Below are 20,917 nucleotides of genomic sequence, written 5' to 3' on the forward strand. Positions count from 1 at the left end.
CCGGGAACCGTGCCGTCGGGCGGTCCCGTGCACGAAACCTGACCGGTGGCACTTCCACCGCAAGGTCGTACGCTGCAACGCATGCGTACGCGCCGGGCGGCAACCGCCGGAAAGCTCACGGTGGTCCTGGCCACGCTGGTTCTCGTCGTCGCCGGGTGCGGTGGCCCCAGCCCGCAGGCCTGGGCCGCATCGGTCTGCCAGGCGCTCAGCCCGTGGCGGGCCGAGATCAACAAGCTGACCAGCAGCACCCAGCAGCAGATGACCGCGCAGACCACCCCGGCGCAGGCCAAGGAGAACCTCGTCCGGCTCTTCGCCGGGGCCGAGCAGGCCAGCGAGACGGCCCGGCGCAAGGTCGAGGAGGCCGGCGTGCCGGACACCGATCACGGCGACGAGATCTCCGCCGGGTTCCGCGCCTCGCTCAGCAAGGTGCGGGACGCGTACGGGCGGGCCCGGGACACCATCGACCGGCTGGACACCGCCCAGGCCGGCCCGTTCTACGACGGGGTGCGGGCCGCCGTGGACACGCTCAACAAGGAGTACGACGCGAGCGCGCTGGACACCAGCCGGCTCAACTCACCCGAGCTGAAAGAGGCCTTCGACGAGGTCCCGGAGTGTCGCTGACCCCTCCCCACCCGAACCCGGCCCGCCAGCCCTCGCTGTTCTCCACCGAGGCGGCCGATCCGTCGCTGGCGGACCTCGCCGGCCTGCTCGCCGGGCCCGGTGAGGTGGTCCGGATGGGCGGGACGGCCCGGGTCTCCGTCGTGGTGGAGGCCGCCTGGCGGGTGCACGTGCTGGTGGCCGAGCTGGGCGCCCGGGGGATTCCGGCGAGCTGGGAGCCGACCGGGGACGGGCGGCACCTGGTGCGCACCGCGTACGCCACGACGCTCGCCCCGCTCGCCCTGGCCTGGCTGCGCGGGACGGCGAAGCGACCCCCGCGGGCGTTCCACCTCAACGGGCGGCGGCTGCGGCTCTGGCTCGCCGCCGCCGGTGCGGCCGACCCGGCCGGGTTCCGGCTCCGGCTCGGCCCGGCCGACGAGGAGTGCTGGCCGCCGGTGCGCGCCGCGCTGGCCGCGGTGGGGCTGCCGGCCGCGTTCGTCGAGGCGGAGGAGGGCGGGCCCGCGTACCGGATCACCGGGCGGCGGGTGGCCCGGCTCGCGGAGCTGGTGGGGGACCGGCCCTCCGCCGCGCCGGCGGCCGAGTGGCCGGGGACGCACGGCTGACCCTCCGGCGCAACCCCGCCGGCTGTCCGATCCCGGACACCCCGTGCGGAGGTTTGCGCAGGAAAACGACCGGTGTCTCCTCCGCCATGGGTGCGTGATCGTCACAGTGACCCGCTCGGCGCCCTACCCACGGTGTACGGTGGCGCCGTCCGGCGGGGTGCCGGCAGATGGTCGACGCCACCTGATCATTTGCCGCCCACGAAACCCGGAACGCGGACGGCGCGTTACGTTGGACATCCGGACCGCCGGTGGTGCGGCAGGGTGCAACATGCCGCGAAGCGGGCATTACGTAGGAGTGAGGTCGGGGAGAGACGTGCCGAGCAACGCTGGAACCACCCGTCTGGTCATCGTCGAGTCACCGGCGAAGGCCAAGACGATCTCGGGCTACCTCGGCCCGGGGTACGTCGTGGAGGCCAGCTTCGGCCATGTCCGGGACCTGCCCCGCAACGCCGCCGAGATCCCGGCCGCCTACGAGGACAAGCCCTGGGCCCGGCTCGGCGTGGACGTGGACAACGGCTTCGCCGCCCTCTACGTGGTCTCCGCCGACCGGAAGAAGCAGATCACCAAGCTGAAGTCGCTGGCCAAGGAGGTGGACGAGATCTTCCTCGCCACCGACGAGGACCGCGAGGGCGAGGCGATCGCGTGGCACCTCGTGGAGACGCTGAAGCCCAAGGTGCCGGTCAAGCGGATGGTGTTCCACGAGATCACCAAGCCGGCCATCCAGGCCGCGGTGGCCAACCCCCGGGAGATCGACCGGGACCTGGTCGACGCCCAGGAGGCCCGGCGCATCCTCGACCGGCTCTACGGCTACGAGGTCTCCCCGGTGCTCTGGCGCAAGGTCCGCAGCGGCCTCTCCGCCGGCCGGGTGCAGTCCGTGGCGACCCGGATCGTGGTCGAGCGGGAGCGGCAGCGGATGGCGTTCCGCACCGCCGAGTACTGGGACATCCTGGCCACCCTGGCGGTCGCGAACCCGGGCGAGGGCCCGCGCACCTTCAACGCCACCCTGATCGCGCTGAACGGCGACCGGATCGCCACCGGCAAGGACTTCGAGCCCACCACGGGCCGGGTCCGGGCCGGCGCCGGCGTGGTGCACCTGGACGAGAGCGGTGCCCGCGGGCTGGCCGCGCGGCTGGACGGGCGGCCGTTCACGGTCACCCGGGTCGAGGAGAAGCCCTACCGCCGCCGCCCGTACGCGCCGTTCATCACCTCGACCCTCCAGCAGGAGGCGGCCCGCAAGCTGCGGTTCTCGTCGCAGCAGACGATGCGCACCGCGCAGCGGCTCTACGAGAACGGCTACATCACCTACATGCGTACCGACTCGGTGAACCTGTCGGAGACCGCCATCTCGGCGGCCCGCCGGCAGATCGCCGAGCTCTACGGCGAGCGCAGCGTGCCGCCGGAGCCGCGCCGCTACACCGGCAAGGTGAAGAACGCGCAGGAGGCGCACGAGGCGATCCGCCCGGCGGGGGACAACTTCCGCACCCCGGGCGAGGTGGCCAAGGAGCTGTCCGCCGAGGAGTTCAAGCTCTACGAGCTGATCTGGCGGCGCACCATCGCCTCGCAGATGACCGACGCGGTCGGCTCCAGCGTGTCGGTGCGCATCCGGGCGCTCTCCAACGCCGGGGAGGAGGCCGACTTCGGGGCCACCGGCAAGACCATCACCGACCCCGGCTTCCTGCGGGCGTACGTCGAGTCGAGCGACGACGAGAACGCCGAGGCCGAGGACGCCGAGCGGCGGCTGCCCACCCTCACCAAGGACCAGCCGCTCACCGCCGACGAGCTGGCCCCCCAGGGCCACCACACCCAGCCGCCCGCCCGCTACACCGAGGCGTCGCTGGTCAAGGCCCTGGAGGAGCTGGGCATCGGCCGCCCGTCGACGTACGCGTCGATCATGCAGACCATCCAGGACCGCGGGTACGTCTTCAAGCGCGGCCAGGCCATGATCCCGTCGTTCCTGGCGTTCGCGGTGATCGGGCTGCTGGAGCGGCACTACCCGCGCCTCATCGACTACGACTTCACGGCCAGCATGGAGAACGAGCTGGACGAGATCGCCGGCGGTGACCACGCGGCGGTCGACTTCCTCACCTCCTTCTACTTCGGCAGCGCCAACGGCACCGGCGACCAGGCCATCGCCCACGCGGGCGGGCTGAAGAAGCTGGTCACCGAGAACCTCAGCGAGATCGACGCGCGCAGCGTCAACTCGATCCCGCTGTTCACCGAGGACGACGGGCGCGAGGTCGTCGTGCGGGTGGGCCGCTACGGGCCGTACCTCCAGCGGACGATGCCCGGCGAGCAGCCCGCGCCCCCCGCCGAGGGCGAGGAGGGCGGCGGCCAGGGCGACCGGGCGCCGATCCCCGAGGGGCTGGCCCCCGACGAGCTGACCCCGGAGAAGGTGCACGAGCTGTTCCTCGGCGGCGGGGGCGAGCGCAAGCTCGGCGACGACCCGGCCACCGGCGAGCCGATCCTGCTCAAGTCCGGCCGGTTCGGCCCCTACGTGGCCAGCGGCGATCGGAAGTCCTCGCTGCTGCGCTCGCAGTCGCCGGACAGCCTCACCCTCGACCAGGCGCTGCGGCTGCTCAGCCTGCCCCGGCTCATCGGCACCGACCCCGAGGGCAACGAGGTGGTCGCCAACAACGGCCGCTACGGCCCCTACGTCAAGCGCGGTGACGAGTTCCGCTCGCTGGACTCGGAAGACAAGATGTTCACCGTCACGCTGGACGAGGCGCTCGCCCTGCTGGCCGCCCCGAAGACCCGGCAGCGCCGGGCCGCCGCGCCGCCCCTGCGGGAGATGGGCAACGACCCGCTCACCGAGAAGCCGCTGGTGATCAAGGACGGGCGCTTCGGCCCGTACGTGACGGACGGGGAGACCAACGCCTCGCTGCGGCGGGCGCAGACCCCGGAGGCGCTGACCCTCGAGGAGGCCTCCGAGATGCTCGCCGAGAAGCGGGCGAAGGGTCCGGCGCCGAAGAAGAAGGCGGCGAAGAAGGCCGCCCCGGCCAAGAAGGCGACGGCGACCAAGAAGACCGCCGCCGCGGCCAAGTCCACGGCCACCAAGAAGACCACGACAGCCAAGGCCACAGCGGCAAAGAAGGCGCCAGCCAAAAAGGCAGCCCCGAAGAAGGCGACCACCTCGCCGGAGTAGCTCGGCTCTTAGAGATCTTGGAAGGAAAGGGCCCTCGTAGGGGCCATTTCCTTCCAAGATCTTTTCTCTGTCCACAGGGGCGGGCGGGGAGGAGCGTGCTCGGGCAGGGTTGGTCTGGTGGGGGCTTCCTGGGCGGAACTGCGGCGGGCTCTGCCGGCTGACGACGCGGACGAGCTGACCTGGTTGCTCTTTCGGCAGGACGACGTGATCAGCCTGGGGCAGGCGCGGGAGCACCTGACCCGCAAGGCGATCCGGCATCGGCTGGCGACCGGTCGCTGGCGCCAGGTGCACCGTGCGGTGCTCGTCGCACACAACGGTCCGGTCGGCGCGGCTCAGCTGCGGTGGATCGCCGTGCTGGCCGCCGGTCCGACCGCGCTGCTCGGCGGGCTCACCGCCGCACAGGCGGGCGGGCTGCGCGGGTTCCCCGACCGTGTGGTGCATCTGCTGCTTCCGGCCGCCGTTCGTCGTGCCCCACTGCCAACGGGCGTCCGGGCGCACCGCACGAGCCACCTACCGGGTCGGGACGCGCTGCCCGTGGGGCTGCCACCCCGGACGGCCGCGGCCCGCTCGGTCGTCGACGCGGCCCAGTGGGCTGCCGGCGACGGGCAGGCCCGGGCCATCGTCGCGGCAGCCTTTCAGCAGCGGCTGGTGGGTGGCGACGACCTGCACGAGGTCGACCGGATGCCGCGCCTCCGCCGGCGCCGGTTGATCCTGACCACCGCGTCGGATGCCGCCGGCGGCGCGCACTCGCTGGGCGAGCTGGATCTGTCGAGCCTGGTTCGCCGGGCCGGGCTTCCGGAACCGACGCGTCAGCAGGTCCGGCGGGACGCGACCGGCCGGCGCCGCTACCTGGACGCGTACTTCGAGGAGTGGCGGGTGCACGTCGAGGTCGACGGCGGCCAGCATCTCGACCCCGCCCACGCCTGGGCCGACATGCGTCGGCAGAACGACCTCTGGGTGGAGGGCGACCGTATCCTTCGCTTCCCCTCGTGGGCTCTACGCGCAGACCCGGAGACGGTCGTCGGCCAACTACGGGCGGCCCTCCGCGCCGCCGGCTGGAATGGTTGAGGGTTACGCGCCCAGGACCTGGTTCAGGTACGGGTTCGTGAAGCGGCGGTCGGGGTCCAGGCGGTCGCGCACCGCCAGGAAGTCACCGAACTTCGGGTAGGCCTCCGCCAGCGACTCCGCGTCCCGCCAGTGCAGCTTGCCCCAGTGGGGGCGGCCGCCCAGGTCTGCGGCGACCTTCTCGAACTCCCGGAAGTACGGCTCGTACGGCATCCCCACGTACTGGTGGATGGCCACGTACGCGGAGTCCCGCCCGTACCCGTGGGAGAGCCAGATGTCGTCGGCGGCGGTGAACCGCACCTCGACCGGGAACAGCACCTTGAACGGCAGCCCGTCCACGATCCGCCGCAGTTCGGCCAGCGCGGTGGGCAGGGCGGCGCGTGGGAGGCCGTACTCCATCTCGACGAAGCGGACCCGGCGCGGGGTGCAGAAGACCAGGTCGGAGCGGCCCGTGTAGGTGCGTTCGGTGAGCGCCCGGGCGGAGATCGCGCTGATCCCGGGGGCGAGCGCCGGCACGGCGCGGCCCAGCCGGCAGGCCCCGGCGAACACGGTGTTGGAGAGGAACTCGTCGTCCAGCCAGCCGCGCCAGCGCGGCAGTGGCCGGTCGTCGGCGGGCACCCGGTCGTTGGCCTTGACCTGCACCCGGTCCGTGTACGGGAACCAGTAGAACTCGGCGTGGTCGTGGCGCTCGACCAGGCCGGGCAGGTCGTCGAGCACCGCGGCGAGCGCGGCCGGCCGCTCGTGCGCGCGGAGCACGAAGGCGTCGACGCAGCGGAGCGTGACCTCGACCAGCACCCCCACGGCGCCGAGCCCGACCCGGGCGGCGGCGAACACGTCCCGGTGCTCGTCGGCGGAGCAGCGCAGCACCTCGCCGGTGCCGGTGACCAGGGTCAGCGCCGTGACGAAGGTGGACAGGCAGCCGAGCTTCCCGCCGGTGCCGTGGGTGCCGGTGGAGAGCGCGCCGGCGACGGTCTGCGCGTCGATGTCGCCGAGGTTGGGCATGGCCAGGCCGTGGCGCGCGAGCAGGTCGTTGAGCGTGTGCAGCGTCGTTCCGGCCGGTACGGTGACCAGGCGGCGAGCGGTGTCGATGGTGACGCCGGTGTCCAGGTCGGCGAGGTCGAGCCGGTGCCCGTCGGCGACGGCGGTGCCGGTGAAGGAGTGTCCGCTGCCCACCGCCCGGATCGTCCGGCCGGTGTCGGCGGCGTGGCGGACCGCCTCGGCGACCTCCTCGACGGTGCGGGGGCGCACCGTCAGGGCGGCGGTGCTGCGCTGGTTGCCGGCCCAGTTGGACCAGGCGGCTGGCGTGCCGGCCATGGGACGCTCCTCGACGTGAATATGAACTGACTTCATATCAGGAACGTTGTTCCTGGTAAATACCGCAATCGAGCCCGGCTCGTTGTACCGGTAGTCACAGACTCGTGACGTGCAGATATGTTCTCCGTCGAAGGGGGGTGGCGAGTGTCCACACCAGCCGCCACGACCGGGCCGCTGCGTCGGGTACCGGTGCAGGGTCGAAGTGTCGCGCGGGTCCAGCGAATGCTGGACGCCTGCGCCGAGCTCGTCGACGAGGTGGGGTACGAGGGCTTGACCACGACCCTTCTCGCCGAGCGTGCCGAGGTGGCGATCGGGTCGGTCTACCAGTTCTTTCCGGACAAGCGGGCCATCGTGCAGGCGCTGACGCTGCGCACGATGGAGTCCTATCTCCAGCGGCTCGACGAGCGGTTCTCCTCGCCCGATCTGACCCACTGGTGGGACGGGGTCGACGCGGCGATCGACGAGTACATCTCGATGCACCGCACGGTCCCTGGTTTCCGTACCCTGCATTTCGGCGACGTGGTCGACCTGCACCTGCTGGACGAGCAGCGGGACAACAACGGGGTGATCGCGGATCAGCTCGCCCGGGTGCTCACGGAGCGGTTCGGTCTGGCCGGCGTGCCCGACCTGCGGTTCCACCTGGAGGTCGCGGTCGAGGCCGCCGACTCCTTGATCAAGCTGGCGTTCCGGCGGAAGACCGAGGGCGACGAGCGGGTGCTGGTCGAGGCGAAGGCGCTCATCCGGGAGTACCTGCACCGGCAGGTCGACGCCCGGACGGAGGCCGTGCAACAGAGTTGAGCAGGACGTCGCCGCCCTGGTGCCGGCGGTGACGACAAGGTGCGACGCCCGGGGTGCGACCGGGCACAACGAGCGGCGGGTTCCCGAGGTGTCCGGGACCCGCCGTCACCGTCTAGAGGAACGCGTGGCCCTCGCCCCGGTAGGTGGGCACCGTGGCCACCACGCTGTCGCCGTCGACGAGATGCACCTCGTTGACGTGTTCGCACAGCTCGCCGGCCTTTGCGTGCCGGAACCACACCCGGTCCCCGATCCGCAGGTCGGTGGCGACGTCGCCGGCCAGCGGGGTCTGCACCTCGCCCGCGCCCTCCGCGCCCAGCAGCTTCAGCCCGGCCGGCAGCCACGGCCGGGGCAGCCGGCTGTCGGCGGCCGGGCCCGAGGCGATCCAGCCGCCGCCGAGCACGGTGGCCAGCCCGGGCCCCGGACGGCGGACCACCGCGCAGGCGAAGAACGCCGCCGGGGTCGGCCGCCAGGCACGGTACGCGTCGAAGAGCGTCGGCCCGTACAGGCCGGAGCCCGCGGTGACCTCGGTGACCGCGGGGTCGGCGCTGGTGGCGGCCACGCTGCCGGTGCCGCCGCCGTTGACGAACTCCAGGTCCGCGTGCTCGCGTACCGCGGCGACCGCGGCCGCCCGGCGGGCCAGCAGTTCCCGGTACGAGCCGCGCTGGGTGACCCGGATGGCCGTGCCGAGCACCGCCTGCCCGGGCGGGGCGTCGCCGAGGCCGGCGATCTGCGCTTCGTAGGACATGAGGCCGACCAGCCGGAAGCCCTGCCGGCCGGCGACGGCGGCGGCGAGGCTGCCGGCCGCCCCGGCGCTGTGCACCGGCGACCGCCGCACGCCGACGTGCACCCGGCCGCCGAGGGGCCGCCAGGAGGCGTCCAGTTCGAGGCAGACGCGCAGTGGCGGCCTGCGGTCGGGCGGACACACCTGGTCGACGAGGTCGAGCTGCCCGGCGTCGTCGACCATCAGGGTCACCGCGTCGGCGAGCGCCGGGTCGGCGGCCAGTTCGGCGAGCGCCCTCCGGTCGGCGGTCGGGTAGGCGACCAGCACGTCGTCGCTGACGCCGCTGCGCGCCAGCCAGAGCGCCTCGGGGAGGGTGAACGCCATCACCCCCCGCCAGCCGGGCCGGGCCAGCGCCCGGGTCAGCAGCTCCCGGACCCGGACCGACTTGCTGGCGATCCGCACCGGCTTGCCGGCGGCCCGCCCGACCAGGGCGTCGGCGTTCGCGTCGAAGGCGGAGAGATCGACCACCGCGTACGGCGGGTCGAGGTGGGCGGTCGCCCGGTCGAGGCGATCGCGAAGTTTGTCACGGTCGATGGCCACGTGTGCACGCTAACTGTCTGGACGCCAATGCGAAATACCCTCGCGTCTGTCCGGGCTGCGGGCGGTGGTCCCGGCGGCCTAGGCTCGCGAGCAGGCGAATGTCGCGGAGGGGGACGCATCTCGCCGCGACTAGAGTGTTCCACCGGGGGTGCCCAACTCTGGGCCGGCACGTGGAGGTACGGCCATCGAAAGCCAGAACAACGGCGAGTCGCCCGGCGTGTCGGCGCCCGCGGCCGACCGCTCCGGAGCGGCCGCCATCCGGTCGGTCCTGCGCATCCGGCCCTTCCGCCGGCTGTGGGTCGTGCTCGGCGTCGCCTCCTTCGGCGACTGGCTCGGCCTGCTCGCCACCGCCCTCTTCGCCGCCGCCCAGGTCTCCGGCAGCACCGCACAGGGCGCCGCCTTCGGTGGCGTGACCGCCATCCGGCTGCTCCCGGCGCTGGTGCTCGGTCCGGTTGCCGGCGTCTTCGCCGACCGGTTCGACCGCCGCTGGACGATGGTCATCTGCGACCTGCTGCGCTTCGTGCTCTTCGCCTCCATTCCGCTCTACGCGCTCACCGGCGCCAGCGGTGGCCTGGTGGTCGGATGGGCGCTGATCGCCACCTTCCTGATCGAGTCGGTCACCCTGCTGTGGATCCCGGCCAAGGAGGCCGCGGTCCCGAACCTGATCCCGCGGACCCGGCTGGAGACCGCCAACCAGCTCACCCTGATCACCACGTACGGCCTCACCCCGGTGGCCGCGGCCATCGCCCTGGCCGTGCTCGACCGCGGCGTACGCGGGGCGGTCGGCGGCGACCTGCCCGACTGGGCCGAGCCGGCCCAGCTCGCCCTCTGGTTCAACGCCTTCTCCCGGCTGGCGACCGCACTGGTGGTGGCCTTCGGGATCAAGGAGATCAGCGAGGCCCAGCGCGGCGAGACGGAGCGCGTCGAGCAGAGCATGTTCCGACAGTTCGCCGACGGCTGGAAATACATCGGCCAGACCCCGTTGGTTCGCGGCCTCGTGCTGGGCATCTTCGGCGCCTTCGCGGGCGGCGGCATCGTGGTCGGCACGGCCAAGTTCTTCGCCAGCTCGCTCGGTGCCGGTGACGCCGCGTTCTCGCTGCTCTTCGGCGCGATCTTCGTCGGCCTGGCGCTCGGCATCGGGCTCGGGCCGATGATCGTCCGGGACATGTCCCGGCGGCGCTGGTTCGGCATGAGCATCGTGCTGGCCAGCGCCTCGGTGCTGGTGCTGGCCTTCGCCATCCACCTGTCCATGGCGATGCTCGGCGCGATCCTGGTCGGCGCGGGCGCCGGCATGGCCTTCCTGGCGGGCACCACGCTGCTCGGCGGCGAGGTCGCCGACGAGGTGCGCGGCCGCGTCTTCGCGGTGGTGCAGATCGGCACCCGGCTCGTGCTGATCCTGGCCATCGCGCTGAGCAGCCTTCTGGTCGGCGTCGGCGGCTCCCGCCAGCTGACCATCGCCGACCTGGGCATCTCGGTCTCCTCGACCCGACTGCTGCTGCTCGCCGCGGGCGCCGCCGGCATCTTCGCCGGCATCAGCGCCTTCGGCCAGATGGACGACAAGAAGGGCGTGCCGGTCCTGGCCGACCTCTGGGGTTCGATCCGGGGCCGCCCGCTCATGCCGTCCGAGCCCTTCGTCTCCAGCGGGCTCTTCGTGGTCTTCGAGGGCGGCGAGGGTGCCGGCAAGTCCACCCAGCTCGCCGCGCTCGCCGACCGGCTGCGCGGGCAGGGCCGGGACGTCGTGGTCACCCGGGAGCCGGGGGCCACCGGCATCGGCCAGCGGATCCGCTCGCTGGTGCTGGAGACCTCCGACGAGGAGGCCCCGTCGCCGCGCGCCGAGGCGCTGCTCTACGCCGCCGACCGGGCGCACCACATCGCCACCGTGGTCCGGCCCGCGCTGGTCCGCGGTGCGGTCGTGATCAGCGACCGGTACGTCGACTCGTCGCTCGCGTACCAGGGCGCCGGGCGGACCCTGCCGGTGCAGGAGGTCTCCTGGCTCTCCTCGTGGGCCACCGGCGGGCTGAAGCCCGACCTCGTGGTGCTCCTCGACGTCGACCCGCACACCGGCCGGTCCCGGGTCGACTCCCGCAACCAGGGCGCCGACCGGCTGGAGGCCGAGTCGCTCGGGTTCCACGAGCGGGTCCGGTACGCCTTCCTCGACCTCGCCGCCGCCGACCCCAAGCGCTACCTGGTGCTCGACGCGTCCCGCCCGGCCGAGGAGATCGCCGCGGCGGTCGCCCGGCGGGTGGAGGAGTTCCTCGTCGACCCGGCCGCCATCGTGCACCCGCGACCCGCCCAGGGCCCCGACACCACGGTCCAGCCCGAGTTATCCGACGCGGAGCTGGTGACGATGGAACGCCCCCGACAATGACCGACGTCTTCGCCGACCTGGTCGGACAGGACGAGGCGGTGGCCACGCTCCGGCGGGCCGCCGCCTCGGCCGCCGCCCTGCTGCGCGCCACCGCGGCCGCCGTGGCGCGGGCGGGCGCCCCGGCGGCCGGCGGAGCCGACCCGGACGGCGGGCACGACGACCTCGACGCGCTCGCCGAGGAGTTCGACGAGCCCGGCCCGGAGGGCGCCGATCCCGGCGCCGGGATGACGCACGCCTGGATCTTCACGGGGCCGCCCGGTTCCGGCCGGTCGGTGGCCGCCCGCGCCTTCGCCGCCGCCCTCCAGTGCGTGCACGGCACCGGCTGCGGCCGCTGCCCCGGCTGCCACACCACCCTGGCCGGCACTCACGCCGACGTGCGGCTGGTGGTGCCCGAGGGGCTCTCCATCGGCGTGAGCGAGATGCGCGCGCTGGTGCTGCGGGCGGCCAGCACACCGTCCGGCGGCCGCTGGCAGGTCGTCATCATCGAGGACGCCGACCGGCTCACCGAGGCCGCCGGCAACGCGCTGCTCAAGGCCGTCGAGGAGCCGCCGCCGCGTACCGTCTTCCTGCTCTGCGCCCCCTCCACCCACCCGGACGACATCTCGGTGACCATCCGGTCGCGGTGCCGGGTCGTGCCACTGCGGCAGCCGCCGGCCGGCGCGGTGGCCGAGGTGCTCGTACGCCGCGACGGCATCGCCCCCGACGTGGCCGAATGGGCCGCCGCGGCGGCGCAGGGCCACGTGGGCCGGGCCCGGCGGCTGGCCCGCGACCCGGAGGCCCGGCAGCGCCGCGACGCCGTGCTCGCCGTGCCGCGCCGGCTGACCGGCGTCGGCGCCGCGTTCGACGCCGCCTCGGCGCTGATCGAGGCGGCCGAGGCGGAGGCCGCCGCGGCGGTCGCCGAGATCGACGAGGCGGAGCGGTCCGCGCTCCAGACCGCGCTCGGCGCGGGCGGCACCGGCCGGGGTGCGGCCGGCGCCATGCGCGGCGCCGCCGGGCAGCTCAAGGACCTGGAGCGGCGGCAGAAGTCGCGGGCCACCCGGGCCCAGCGGGACGCACTCGACCGGGCGCTGGTCGACCTGGCCGGCTTCTACCGCGACGCGCTCACCATGGCCCTGCGGGCGCCGGTCGCGCCGGTGCACACCGACACGGCGGCGCTGGCCGGGGCCGGCGCGCAGAAGTGGGACGCCGAGGGGGCGCTGCGCCGGCTGGAGGCCGTGCTGGAGTGCCGGGCGGCCATCGAGGCGAACGTCAAGCCGCGGATCGCGGTGGAGGCGATGATGCTCGCCCTGTGGCGGGGCTGACCGCCGGTCGAGGTTGTCCACAGGGCATCGACAGGCTTTGTTGACTGCGGTACGGTCCGGTGTGGCCGCGCGGTGACGGTGGCGGCACGCTCAGTGATGAGGTCAGCCGGGAGGAGTCCGCCGATGCCACGCGGGGAGATCGACGAGGCCTGGATCGAGGAGGCGGTGCGGCGCTACCGGCACATCGAGACCCTCCAGGCCGAGTTCGACCAGGCGGTGGCGACGGTCGAGGTCACCGTCCGCTCGCCCGACGGCCTCGTCGAGGTGGTGGTGACCGCCGGCGGGCGGATCACCGACGTGCGCTTCCTCGGCCCGCTGCACCAGCGCAACCCCCGGGACGTCGCCGGATCGGTGCAGGCCGCCGTGACCGCCGCCGCCGACGCGGCGCAGTGGGCCCGCGAGAAGCTGCACAACGAGACGTTCGCGGCCTACCGGCCGCTGGCGGGAGCCTGACATGGAGACGTTGCGCGCGCTGGCGGCCCGCCTGGACGAGGCCGGGGCGGCCCTCGCCACGCTGGCCCACACGGTGACCGCCACCGACCCGCCCCACCCCGCGTTCGGCGCACACGCCACCGGCCGGCCCGGCGAGATCGGTCGGGCCCTGCACCGGCAGTGGACCGCGGCCACCGGCGACCGGGCCCGCGAGGCGCGAGCCGCCGCCACCCGGCTGGCCGCCGCCGCGGCCGCCCTGCGCAGCGCCGCCGACCGCTACCCGGCGACCGACGAGTCTGTCGCGCGGCGGCTGGCCCGGGAGGCGTGATGGACGCCCTCGACCGCCTCGCCGAGCCGGGTCTCGATCTGCTCACCCGGGTCGACGCGCTGCTCGCCGCCGGCGCTCCCGAGGGGCACCGGCTCTGGCCGCTGCTGCGCCGGATGCAGGTGCTCCCCGGCGCGGCCGTGCGCGAGTTCCTCGACCTGCACCCCGCGCCGCTGACCGGCGCCGGCCACGCCGTGCGCCGGCTCGTCCGGGGGTACGACGACACCTGCGCCGCCCTCGCCGACCCGGTCGCCTGGTCCGGGCCTGCCGCCGCGGCCTACGACGAGGCCCGCGCAGCCCTGCTCCGCCACCTCGACGAGGGGCCGGAGAGCCTGGTCGGGCGGCTGGAGTCCACGGCCGGCTACGCCGACGCGCTGGCCGACTGGGTCGAGGGCAGTCGTGTCGCACTGGCCCGGGCACTGGCCGAGGTACTGCGCTCCGCCGAGGCGGTCACCGTGCACGCCGCCACCCGCCCGGGAGCCGAGTCCGGCCGGTCGGGGTCGATCGCGGCCGCCGAGATCGCCATCCGGGTGCTCGGCGTGCTCGGGGTGGCCTACGACGGCGCGGAGACGCTGCTGCGCCAGTGGGCGCCCAGCCTGGCCGAGACGACCTGGCGGGACCGGGTGACGAGCGCTCCCCGCTACGGCGGCACCACCCGGATCGGGCACTGACCAGGCCCTCACAGGTCCACGGCGTCGCACGCCGGACCGGCCGTGGCCGGGCTCCGGCGGCGACGCCGTGGCCTTCCCCTGCACCCCCCGCAGGTATGGATTCACTCAACGCGGTCGACGGCCATTTGTCCCGTAGCCGACTCATGTTTCAACCGTCCGGGCGAGGATCACGGCACGAGGGGTCGGCTCCGGTTCGGTCGAGTCGACAAACATGGATCGCTGCGCCCGGTGACCGGGTGGCGACGGGCGACCGTCCCGGAACCCCGCGAAGGTCGTAGGGTGGTGGGCATGGGCATGCTCTGCGCGGTCAGCTTCAACCGGTACGGGCGCCTCTTCTACCTGGATCCCGGTGAGCTGCGCCCGCAGGTGGGCGACAAGGTGCTGGTGCCCACCGACGACGGGCCCGAGGTGGCCGAGTGCGTCTGGGCGGCGCAGTGGGTCAGCGAGGACACCGAGGGCTTCCCCCGGCTGGCCGGCCTGGCCGGGGACGAGGACCTGCGCCGCGACGAGCTGCTGCGGCGGCGCAAGGCCGACGCCAAGGTGGCCGCCAAGCGGCTGATCCGCGAGCACGGCCTGCCCATGAAGGTGGTGGCCATCGACCACGTCTTCGCCACCCCGGAGACCGGCAGCGACCGGACGACCGTCTACTTCACCGCGCCGCACCGGGTCGACTTCCGCTCGCTGGTGCGCGACCTGGGGGCGACCCTGCACTGCCGGGTTGAGCTGCGCCAGCTCTCCGCCCGGGACTCGGCCCGGGTGCAGGGCGGGATCGGCTCCTGCGGGCGGGACCTGTGCTGCGCCACCTTCCTCACCGACTTCGAACCGGTCACCATCCGGATGGCCAAGGACCAGGACCTGCCGCTCAACCCGCTGCGCATCTCCGGCGCGTGCGGCCGGCTGATGTGCTGCCTCAAGTACGAGCACCCGCTCTACCAGCGGTTCCAGGAGTCCGCGCCGGCCATCGGCAGCCGCGTCTCCACCCCGGAGGGCGAGGGCAAGGTCGTCGGCCACAGCGTCCCCCGCGACTCGGTCACGGTGCGCCTGGATGCCGACGGCTCCCGCTGCTCGTGCAGCCGCGCATCGGTGTGCGCCCCCCGCCAGGCCCACGACCAGCACTACTCCTGACCGCCTCAGCCCTCCCGCGCGTCCCCGCCTTCCCGTCCGCGCCTCGCGGTGTTGATCAAGAGGTTTGCGTCAGGGATCGCTGGATTCCAGACGCAAACCTCTTGATCAACGGGTGGGTCAGCGGAGGACGATGGGGGATTCGGCCAGGCGGGGGGTCAGGGGGGACTTCGGGAGGATCCAGCTTGCCGTCGGGGACTCTTCGGGGTTGAGCTGCCAGGTGTGGGAGACCTTGTCGACCGCGATCGGGTAGATCGTCAGGGTGCCGTCCGGGTCGATGCGGAAGCGGAGGAATGACTTCGAGTCCTCGATGCCCTGGCCGGCGAAGAGCTCGTTGACGTTCACCCCGAACGAGCCGGCCACCAGCAGGTACAGCGCCACCAGCTGGCTGGCGACCAGCCCGCTCACCGGCCCGTACAGGACGGCGGCGGCGACCGCCGGCAGCGGCCACGGCCAGTCGTAGAACGGCAGTTGCAGCCAGAGCCAGGTGCCGCCGGCAGCCAGCGCCACGTGAGCCAGGCCGTGGGTCACGCCGAGGATCCAGTGCCGGGCGTGCCGCTTCCCACCGGCGCTGGGCGGCTTGGCGAAGAACGCCGCGCTCAGCAGGGTCACCGCCAGCATGATCACCAGCGGCACGCTGAACAGCCGCTGCTCGGTGGTTCCGACCTGGTTCGCCGCCACCCCGGCCATGGCCAGCATGAGCAGCGTGTGCAGGGTGCCCAGCAGAGTGGTGAAACCCGGGTTGCGGAACGGCAGCCGGGCGAAGATCCCCCAGCCGTACCGCCGGGAGCGGGCCTTGTCCGGATAGCGGGCGGCCAGCTCGTACTCGCGGGTGCGGCTGGACCGGCGGGCCAGCGTGTCCCGCGGCGGCACCTCCAGCCGCTCGGGCAGCTGGTGGGTGGGGTAGAGGTAGGCGCCGCCACCCCCACAGGTGATCAACTGCCGATCCGGTCCGGTGTAGCGGGCGTAGTGGTGCAGGTCGCCGGAGACCAGCAGCCGCACCTGAGCGCCCGTGGGCGCCACGATCGTACGGATGAAGTAGTCGATCGAGTCGTAGGCCGTGGGATGGTCGTGGGCCTTGACCCACGTCGGCGCCGGCACCGCGAGGATCACCTTGGCCCGCGGCGTGAGCTTCCGGGCGACCTCGTCGAAGTAGGTGAGCTGCGGGTCGTCCAGGTACGACCCGGACTGGTCGTCGAGGCCGAGCAGCCACCAGTCGGCCGGCAACTCCACCGCGAAGTACGAGCGGGACTGGCCGGTGCCCCAACCCGCGAAGTGCCGGTCCCGGGACCGGACGAACAACCGCAGGAACGCCGTCAGGCCGTCGTACCAGTCGTGGTTGCCCGGCACCGCGAAGAGCGTCGGCCGCTGCGGCGGCGCGATCGGCAGCGCCGCCTGGTACGGCCCCTTGCACCGGTCCTCGTACGCCTCGTAGGCCGCCGACGGGTAGACCTGGTCGCCCCCCATCACCAGCGTCTGCGCCCGGGGCAGCCGGTGCCCGTCCACCTCCAGCTCCGGCTGGGCGAGCAGATAGGCCACCGAGTACGTGGCGTCGAAACCGTCACCCAGGTCGGCCACGTAGTCCAGCCAGAGCCCGCCGTCCGGCCCCACCTGCCGGAACGTGTCGTCGCCGAACGCGTTCTGCAACTCGCGCTTGTCCAGGTACGCCCCGAACAGTATCGCCAGCAGCGTCCGCAGCCCGGTGCTGATGAGCAGCAGCGGCGCGAGCCAGGGGACCGGCTTCCGGGGGGTGAACCCCAGCTCCAGCGGGTCCAGGCTGCGCGGGCGGCGGCTGGCCCGCTCGCCCGGGTGCGCCTCGGGGATCGGCTGCTGCGGCGGCACGTGATCGTCACTCACCCGCCGCAGGGTAGTCCCGACCGGGCGCGAAGTCTCTCCCGCGTACGTGCTGAAACTCCCGGATGTCCGGATCTTCGGGGAGGGGGATCCCGTTCGGCAGCCGCCGGGGTGTGCCGTACACTTGACGATCGTTGCCGCCTTAGCTCAGTCGGCTAGAGCGACGCACTCGTAATGCGTAGGTCGACGGTTCGATTCCGTCAGGCGGCTCGGTGAAGAAGCCCAGGTCAACGACCTGGGCTTCGCCGTTTCCCAAGGTCGACAACCTCGCCGCCGGCCGTGCCAGTCCGCAAATAGTCCGCATCCCGCGCCGCGACCGCCTCGTCCAGCCGATTGGCGACCGCGTCCAGGTCGTCACCGAAGAGCCCCGCGTACACGTCCAAGGTCATCGACGCCGAGGCGTGCCCGAGCATCCGCTGCACCGCCTTGACGTTGGCACCCGCCGCCACGGCCAGACTCGCCGCCGTGTGCCGCAGGTCGTGCGGAGTTAGCCCAGCCAGCCCAACCGACGCCGCAGCTGGCGCGAAGACCCGCGACCGGAAGTTGGTGTTACGCAGCGGCCCGCCGTTCGGAGCGGTGAACACCAGCGCGTCCCGACGCTTGCCGGCGACGTGCGCGGCCAGCTCGTCGACGAGGAACCGCGGAATCGGCACCGACCGGCGCTGATGGTTCTTCGGTGTGCCCTCGACCAGCTCCCCGCCGACCTCCGCGAACGCCACCGCCACCCGCCGCCGCAGCAGATCCAGCCGCGACACCCGCAACGCCGACGCCTCACCCCACCGCAGCCCGGTGTAAGCCAGGAACCGCACCAGCAGCCCGTACCGCCCGCACGCCTCCGCGAGCCTCGCCACCTGGTCGTGGTCAAGGAACACCGGTTCCTCCCGCACGACCCGAGGCAGCCGGACGCCATCTGCCGGATTCCGGGACATCCGGCCATCCCGCACGGCATGCGCTAGGGCCAGCGACAGCACCCGGTGCGCGTACCGGACCGTTGCCGGGGCGAGGCCGGAGGCGGTGAGCCGCTGCACCCAGGCCGCTACCTCCGCGTACGAGACTGCCGAAAGCGGGATGTCCTCCCACGTCGGAAGGATCTGCCGCCGTAACGCCAACTCGTACCGGGTACGGGTCGACGGCTTGAGCTGCACCTGAGCCGCCATCCACTGCGCCGCCCAGGCACCCACGGTCACCCGCGCCCGAGCGCGGTCGACCAAGGCGGCCCGCAAGCGGGCCGCGCCGGACGCGCTCGGCCTGCTGGCGGCGCAAGCGCCGGCATCGGCCGGCGCGTCGGCCGATAAGGGCCTTGCCTCCGGCGGGGGCCAGACGACTCCGAGATGGAGTTGCCGAACGGTTTGGGTTCGTGGGTAGTGAGGCGCCATCCCGCCAGCCACCGACCCAGGCAAGCCGAGCAGACCAGGGCCAGGGCGACAAGGTCGTTCGTCCGGTGGGGCGCTCCACCTTGTCGCCCTGGCCCTGGCCAGCTCCACCGTGTGTGGGTCGGCGGCAGACGGGATGGCAGGGAGGTTATCGTCGGCAGCTTGCTGATTCAGAAAGGCCGGACATCTAGCGCCGGGCGGAAGGCGGGATGGATGATGAAGCCATCTGCGTGACGAATGTTTGCGACGCTATCCGCATATTCGGGATAGTCGTATCCGTATATCGCCCTCCTGGCGTTGTCCGGAAGGACACCAAGGAACCCGATATCGAAGAGTAGCTTCACTATCAGGTGGTACCCGTCAGCCCAGTCATCTGCGGGGGTCCCGTTCCAGAAGGGCTCGCTAACCTCAGTCAGCCATTGCACCCCATTGAACTTATAGTCCGCTAGGAGCTCAAAGCAGTTGTCGAAGTACTTCGTAATTGTTTCCTTGCTCATTACGGCCGGCGCCTGCCTGAACCTACTCAAGACCCGGTCGATACCGGTGAAGGTTGGGTCCCACTCGTCCCGAAGAGCCAAGAGGCGGTTGCGCGAGTAAGACCCTTCAGCGTCCTTGAGATCCTCCCAGCTCAGCCGTTGCTTGTTCCCCGCGAGCATAAACGCCTCATTCAGGAAGGCAATAGCATCCCGGGGGCGCATCAACGTCCGATCCAGCACAAATTCGAGAGCTTTTCCCCGTGTCTGATTGTAATTGGGGAGCAGGCTCTTGATGCCGGAGACCCCTCCTAGATTGCGCCTCTCCGCCGCAACGCGCGCCCGCTCATCGAGCATGGCTTCGAGCTCATTAGCGGACCATCTGACGCGCATTGACAACGCACGGAACTTCTCCCCTTGACCCCCTCCGCGTCCAAAGTCAAGGGTTTCGAAGATATTTGTTCGCAGTGCGACGATTACCTTGAGATTAGCGACTCGCTTCAAATCGAAGACCACTTGGAACAGGTTCCGGATTAGGTCGTTCTTGACCTTGTCGTCAGCCCAGTCCTTGTCCAGGTCATCTATGAGGACGTAGGTGTAATGCTGCGACGATTCCAAAATTTCGTCATTAAGGACGTTCATCATGGTGTTGAGTCGAGGGAGCTGCGTCTCATTGACGACTCGCTGGAATCTCCGCACTAATTCAACCCGCTCCTCAGAGGAGGTCGTGTTGGTATCGTCGGAGCTGACGCTAAAGTCGATGGGCTTAACGCCCAGCTTCCCGCCCGCTGCGGCCTTGAACTGGCTCTCGAACTTGTTGGTAATGTCGCGGACCCGCTCGTCCGTCTCGCACCAGAACTTGCCCTCAAACTCTTCTAGATACTCAAGGGCAGCCTTCTTCTTGTTGTCTCTCTTGATCTTATCCATGATCGTATCGATAAAGCGTTGCTTAGCGTCGGGTGAATCGATTTTATAGCGGTGCTTGATAATCTCAATTAGAAGGACGTGCTTCCATAGCGCATTGTACAGCGAATCGAGGTGGACGTTGAGTGCTGTGAGATGCCGGACAACTCCAAGATCCGTAATGTAGGGCAAGGACAAGTCAATCGGATTAATCTCGATTACATGCTCAGGCCAGTCGGCCCTTATTCGCTGCAACGCCGCCGACTTGCCGCTGCCGGTCCTGCCAATAACAAAGCACTTAGCGTCCCCACCCCTCGACACGATCGAGCGGTAGATAGAGGATTCATAGAAGGCGTCACTGAGCAGGCCGTCTGCCTCGGCGATCTCACCTCCGAGGTTGAGATTCCCGTGGATATTCCGCTTAGGTTCGGTGTTGTGCTTCACTTTCGCCATAGGTCCTCCGTCCCAGTCTGGCGAGAAGGCTAGAACAGAAGTTGATCGTTCTGAAGCGATGGCGTGAGGCGATCGGGCTCTTAGGTTGATTCGTACGGTAGTCGGGATCCCCTTACGCCCGGCAAAGATAGACATACCGCCCCGATACAGGACCTTTGCTGTCGTCTATCTGTCATTCTGTTGCACGGGATGGATGGATGGCTAGGACTAACCGCTAACGGGGCAGGCGGCGGGTTTCGCCGGCGGTGTGGGAGCCGTCTAGGACGGAGCGCAGGGCGGCCATGACCCTTCCTGTCACCAACGCCCGTCGCTGCGACGTGCCAACCGCGTGCCAGTAGCCAGTACCCAAGACGGGCACGAACGGGCACGAGCCGTCACCCGTTCCTTCATCACCAGCAGGCGTTCCGGGCATCTCGGGGCGATGATCTTCGTCCTTCCAAGCTGACGGTGCGGGCTGCGATGATCGCGCCGTGGGTGGTGGCGATGACAGCCGCGAGGACTGGCGTGAACTACGCACGCAGCTGCGCATAGGCCAACGCCTGACCGGTCGCGTGTGTTGGGTTCCAAGTCCCGGTGTAATTGGAGTCGGTGTTGACCTCGGTCTTGCCGTGAAGGGCTTCGTGGATGTCCTGATGCTGTCCTACGACGCGGCACAGTGGCCCACGCTCGGCACCGTTACGGAGTTCGAGATCATCCATATGGATGAGCGGCCTCAGATCCGTCTGCGGCCCGTCGAGCCGAGCTACCGAGCGGATCATCCATAGGTGGGCGGTCCGCATCCA

General features: G+C 71.4%; 17 protein-coding genes and 1 tRNA gene. 13 read left to right on the plus strand and 5 right to left on the minus strand.

Features of this window, described 5'->3' with window-relative positions; translation table 11 throughout:
* The first annotated feature begins 81 nt into the window (after window positions 1-81).
* The 4 genes from GCE86_RS27725 to GCE86_RS27740 all read left to right on the plus strand — a co-directional run bounded on the left by GCE86_RS27725 (window position 82) and on the right by GCE86_RS27740 (window position 5,430).
* Window positions 82-621, plus strand: coding sequence for a hypothetical protein (locus GCE86_RS27725; protein WP_154229627.1), 540 nt, complete (start codon window positions 82-84; stop codon window positions 619-621).
* Entirely contained in the window at window positions 612-1,220 is a 609-nt protein-coding gene (locus GCE86_RS27730; protein ID WP_154229628.1) for a hypothetical protein, read from the plus strand. Before GCE86_RS27725 ends, GCE86_RS27730 begins: the two co-directional genes overlap by 10 nt.
* Before the next feature lie 313 nt (window positions 1,221-1,533).
* On the plus strand, window positions 1,534-4,362 hold the full coding sequence (topA, locus tag GCE86_RS27735) for a type I DNA topoisomerase (protein WP_154229629.1): 2,829 nt from the start codon (window positions 1,534-1,536) through the stop codon (window positions 4,360-4,362).
* Between the two features lie 117 nt (window positions 4,363-4,479).
* The gene (locus tag GCE86_RS27740) at window positions 4,480-5,430 is read left to right on the plus strand and encodes an endonuclease domain-containing protein (protein WP_244317093.1); all 951 of its coding nucleotides are present in this window, start codon (window positions 4,480-4,482) and stop codon (window positions 5,428-5,430) included.
* A 3-nt stretch (window positions 5,431-5,433) separates the two neighbouring features.
* On the opposite strand, the gene GCE86_RS27745 is transcribed toward GCE86_RS27740, so the two are convergent.
* A complete protein-coding gene (locus GCE86_RS27745; protein ID WP_154229630.1) occupies window positions 5,434-6,741 on the minus strand; it encodes a D-arabinono-1,4-lactone oxidase in 1,308 nt (435 codons plus the stop codon).
* A gap of 222 nt (window positions 6,742-6,963) precedes the next feature.
* On the opposite strand from GCE86_RS27745, the gene GCE86_RS27750 reads away from it, so the two are divergent.
* Window positions 6,964-7,539 carry a TetR/AcrR family transcriptional regulator gene (locus GCE86_RS27750; RefSeq protein ID WP_154229631.1) on the plus strand — a complete coding sequence of 192 codons (576 nt, stop codon included), beginning with the start codon at window positions 6,964-6,966 and terminating at the stop codon, window positions 7,537-7,539.
* A gap of 112 nt (window positions 7,540-7,651) precedes the next feature.
* Here the strand turns inward: GCE86_RS27750 and GCE86_RS27755 are convergent, their stop codons facing one another.
* Entirely contained in the window at window positions 7,652-8,860 is a 1,209-nt protein-coding gene (locus GCE86_RS27755; RefSeq protein ID WP_154229632.1) for an amino acid deaminase/aldolase, read from the minus strand.
* A 301-nt stretch (window positions 8,861-9,161) separates the two neighbouring features.
* On the opposite strand from GCE86_RS27755, the gene tmk reads away from it, so the two are divergent.
* From tmk to GCE86_RS27785, 6 genes are all read left to right on the plus strand, one after another.
* Window positions 9,162-11,228 (plus strand): dTMP kinase, encoded by a 2,067-nt coding sequence (gene tmk / locus GCE86_RS27760; protein WP_244317328.1) that lies wholly within the window; start codon window positions 9,162-9,164, stop codon window positions 11,226-11,228.
* The gene (locus GCE86_RS27765; RefSeq protein ID WP_154229633.1) at window positions 11,225-12,529 is read left to right on the plus strand and encodes a DNA polymerase III subunit delta'; all 1,305 of its coding nucleotides are present in this window, start codon (window positions 11,225-11,227) and stop codon (window positions 12,527-12,529) included. Before tmk ends, GCE86_RS27765 begins: the two co-directional genes overlap by 4 nt.
* A 123-nt stretch (window positions 12,530-12,652) precedes the next feature.
* Window positions 12,653-12,982, plus strand: a complete 330-nt coding sequence (locus GCE86_RS27770) for a YbaB/EbfC family nucleoid-associated protein (RefSeq protein WP_154229634.1) — start codon at window positions 12,653-12,655, stop codon at window positions 12,980-12,982.
* A gap of 1 nt (window position 12,983) precedes the next feature.
* Window positions 12,984-13,289 (plus strand): type VII secretion target, encoded by a 306-nt coding sequence (locus GCE86_RS27775; RefSeq protein WP_154229635.1) that lies wholly within the window; start codon window positions 12,984-12,986, stop codon window positions 13,287-13,289.
* Window positions 13,289-13,957: a hypothetical protein gene (locus tag GCE86_RS27780; protein ID WP_154229636.1), complete on the plus strand. Its 669-nt coding sequence runs from the start codon at window positions 13,289-13,291 to the stop codon at window positions 13,955-13,957. Before GCE86_RS27775 ends, GCE86_RS27780 begins: the two co-directional genes overlap by 1 nt.
* Window positions 13,958-14,245: 288 nt before the next feature.
* Entirely contained in the window at window positions 14,246-15,082 is an 837-nt protein-coding gene (locus GCE86_RS27785) for a PSP1 domain-containing protein (RefSeq protein ID WP_154229637.1), read from the plus strand.
* A 117-nt stretch (window positions 15,083-15,199) separates the two neighbouring features.
* Here GCE86_RS27785 and GCE86_RS27790 read toward each other — a convergent pair whose 3' ends face one another.
* Entirely contained in the window at window positions 15,200-16,936 is a 1,737-nt protein-coding gene (locus tag GCE86_RS27790; RefSeq protein ID WP_154229638.1) for a metallophosphoesterase family protein, read from the minus strand.
* Window positions 16,937-17,069: 133 nt separating this feature from the next.
* Here GCE86_RS27790 and GCE86_RS27795 point away from each other — a divergent pair.
* Window positions 17,070-17,143, plus strand: a tRNA-Thr gene (locus GCE86_RS27795).
* A 17-nt stretch (window positions 17,144-17,160) separates the two neighbouring features.
* Here GCE86_RS27795 and GCE86_RS27800 read toward each other — a convergent pair.
* Together GCE86_RS27800 and GCE86_RS27805 are read right to left on the minus strand one after the other, a co-directional pair.
* Window positions 17,161-18,090, minus strand: coding sequence for a tyrosine-type recombinase/integrase (locus tag GCE86_RS27800; RefSeq protein WP_204341663.1), 930 nt, complete (start codon window positions 18,088-18,090; stop codon window positions 17,161-17,163).
* Between the two features lie 386 nt (window positions 18,091-18,476).
* Window positions 18,477-20,135, minus strand: a complete 1,659-nt coding sequence (locus tag GCE86_RS27805; protein WP_154229640.1) for a P-loop ATPase, Sll1717 family — start codon at window positions 20,133-20,135, stop codon at window positions 18,477-18,479.
* A 470-nt stretch (window positions 20,136-20,605) separates the two neighbouring features.
* On the opposite strand from GCE86_RS27805, the gene GCE86_RS31895 reads away from it, so the two are divergent.
* Window positions 20,606-20,899, plus strand: a complete 294-nt coding sequence (locus tag GCE86_RS31895) for a hypothetical protein (RefSeq protein WP_204341664.1) — start codon at window positions 20,606-20,608, stop codon at window positions 20,897-20,899.
* Window positions 20,900-20,917: the final 18 nt, after the last annotated feature.

It is taken from the genome of Micromonospora terminaliae (genome assembly GCF_009671205.1).
GTDB lineage: Bacteria > Actinomycetota > Actinomycetes > Mycobacteriales > Micromonosporaceae > Micromonospora > Micromonospora terminaliae.

Excerpts from the sequence above, each read along its gene's own strand:
- GCE86_RS27725 (WP_154229627.1), top strand. The coding sequence starts at position 82 with ATGCGTACGCGCCGGGCGGCAACCGCCGGAAAGCTCACGGTGGTCCTG.
- GCE86_RS27745 (WP_154229630.1), bottom strand. The coding sequence starts at position 6,741 with ATGGCCGGCACGCCAGCCGCCTGGTCCAACTGGGCCGGCAACCAGCGC.
- GCE86_RS27750 (WP_154229631.1), top strand. The coding sequence starts at position 6,964 with ATGCTGGACGCCTGCGCCGAGCTCGTCGACGAGGTGGGGTACGAGGGC.
- GCE86_RS27765 (WP_154229633.1), top strand. The coding sequence starts at position 11,225 with ATGACCGACGTCTTCGCCGACCTGGTCGGACAGGACGAGGCGGTGGCC.
- GCE86_RS27770 (WP_154229634.1), top strand. The coding sequence starts at position 12,653 with ATGCCACGCGGGGAGATCGACGAGGCCTGGATCGAGGAGGCGGTGCGG.
- GCE86_RS27775 (WP_154229635.1), top strand. The coding sequence starts at position 12,984 with ATGGAGACGTTGCGCGCGCTGGCGGCCCGCCTGGACGAGGCCGGGGCG.
- GCE86_RS27780 (WP_154229636.1), top strand. The coding sequence starts at position 13,289 with ATGGACGCCCTCGACCGCCTCGCCGAGCCGGGTCTCGATCTGCTCACC.
- GCE86_RS27785 (WP_154229637.1), top strand. The coding sequence starts at position 14,246 with ATGGGCATGCTCTGCGCGGTCAGCTTCAACCGGTACGGGCGCCTCTTC.
- GCE86_RS27800 (WP_204341663.1), bottom strand. The coding sequence starts at position 18,090 with ATGGCGGCTCAGGTGCAGCTCAAGCCGTCGACCCGTACCCGGTACGAG.
- GCE86_RS27805 (WP_154229640.1), bottom strand. The coding sequence starts at position 20,135 with ATGGCGAAAGTGAAGCACAACACCGAACCTAAGCGGAATATCCACGGG.